At 64.0% G+C, this 1,218-nt stretch carries 2 protein-coding genes; both read left to right on the top strand.

From position 1 onward, the window contains the following. Positions 1 to 817: RluA family pseudouridine synthase (locus tag EN984_RS35235; protein WP_164765952.1), on the top strand; the 817-nt coding region annotated here is incomplete at its 5' end. A 47-nt stretch (positions 818 to 864) separates the two neighbouring features. Beyond that, positions 865 to 1,218 (top strand): DMT family transporter (locus EN984_RS35230; RefSeq protein ID WP_164765953.1); only part of this gene is annotated, 354 nt, incomplete at its 3' end.

The raw sequence follows: 1,218 nt of genomic DNA, 5'->3' as shown, positions 1-1,218 counted from the left end.
TGTCGAGCCCGGCCAGATGGTTCGCGTCCCACCGCTCGAGGTCGACAAGAAGGGCGAGAGTGCGCTGACCGGCCACTCGATCCGCAACCAGGGCGATGCCGATGTCCTGTCGAAAATGCTGATCCATGAAGATCCCAAGGTTTTCGTCTTCAACAAGCCGGCGGGCCTTGCGGTGCAGGGCGGCTCGGGCGTCACCCGCAATGTCGACGACATGCTGGAGGCCTGGCGCAGCCAGAAGGGCGAGAAGCCCAGACTGGTTCACAGGCTCGACCGCGACACTTCAGGTGTTCTGGTCGTCGCCCGCACCCGGCTGGCCGCCATGAAGCTCTCGGAAGCGTTTCGCGCCCGCGAGACCAAGAAGACCTATTGGGCGCTGGTCAAGGGCGTGCCGCCCAAGCGCGAGGACAAGATCTCGACCTGGCTGATCAAGGAGCCGACGCCGGACGGTGACCGCGTGCGTGTCGCCGCGCATGGCGAAAAGGGCGCCGATCACGCCGTCTCCTACTACCGCATCATCGAGCAGGCTGCGCAGACGATGACCTGGCTTGAAATGGAGCCCTATACGGGCCGCACCCACCAGCTTCGTGTCCACGCCGCCTACATCGGCTGCCCGATCCTGGGCGATCCGAAATATTTCGAGGCCGACACCAACTGGGACTTTCCAGGGGGCATTCAAAACCGCCTGCATCTGCACGCCCGCCGCATCATCATTCCGCATCCCGACAAGGGCGTCATCGATGTCACCGCGCCAATGCCGCCGCACATGCGCCAGAGCTGGAACCTGATCGGCTTCGACGACGCCAGCGCGGAGGACTGATCGTGAGCGGCGCCAGTGACGCGCTCGACCGGCGCGACACGGTCGACATGGCCGCCGCCGCCATCATGGTCGGGCTGACCTTTTCCTGGGGGTTGAATTACGTCGCCGCCAAGATCTCCTACGCTGGTTATGACCCGGTCTTCCTGTCGATCGCGCGCTCGATCATCGGCGGCCTGTGTGTCTTTGCCTGGTGCCGGTGGCGCGGCATCGCGCTTTTCACGCGCGACGGGACCTTGCTCGCCGGCATCGTGGTTGGCGCGCTTTTCGGCATCGAGTTCCTTTGCCTTTATGTCGGCCTGGAGCATACGACCGTTGCCCGCAACACGCTGCTGGTCAACACGATGCCGTTCTGGATGCTGCTCGGCGGCCATTTCCTGCTCGGTGAGCAGATCACATTGAGG

The organism is Mesorhizobium sp. M7A.F.Ca.CA.004.12.1.1, assembly GCF_003997835.1.
Lineage (GTDB): Bacteria > Pseudomonadota > Alphaproteobacteria > Rhizobiales > Rhizobiaceae > Mesorhizobium.
This window is presented reverse-complemented; position numbering and strand designations above follow the sequence as displayed.